This is a genomic window from Haloferax marisrubri (assembly GCF_001469875.2).
In the GTDB taxonomy this organism is placed as follows: Archaea; Halobacteriota; Halobacteria; order Halobacteriales; family Haloferacaceae; genus Haloferax; species Haloferax marisrubri.
Genome location: NZ_LOPW02000011.1, coordinates 1 through 496 on the forward strand (window position 1 = coordinate 1; position 496 = coordinate 496).

Below are 496 nucleotides of genomic sequence, written 5' to 3' on the forward strand. Positions count from 1 at the left end.
ACCGCAGCGAAGCAGGAATTTCATCCCCGTTTAACAGTGGACCGTACGGCATCTATGAGACTGCAGATGGTCACGTTGCGATTGCTATGGCACCAGTGGACGTTCTCGCGGACACACTGGGACTCGAAGAATTGCAGCAGTACGACGGTACGGAGTTCGAAGACCGCGATGAGATTAAACGCGTTCTCGAAGCGTACACCAGAGAGTGCGAGACAGAATCACTATTGACTCGACTGTTAGACGCCGATGTCTGGGCGAGCAAAGTGAACGACTTCCACGAGATGGCCGAGGACCCGCAGGTCCAGCACAACGACATGGTCCGGACATTCGAACATCCGGAAGTGGGCGAGTACACGACGACCGGTATTCCAGTGACGTTGTCCGAGACGCCGGGCGAAATCACGAGTCAACCTCCCATGCCCGGCGAACATACTGACGAAGTTCTCGGTGAACTCGATTACTCGGACGAGCAGATTCGAAAACTCCACGAGAACGA

1 protein-coding gene is annotated in these 496 nt (G+C 55.0%); it reads left to right on the forward strand.

Translation table 11 applies throughout. The features are described from left to right. A partial coding sequence (locus AUR65_RS11420; protein WP_199180599.1) for a CoA transferase occupies nt 1-496 on the forward strand: 496 nt, incomplete at both ends.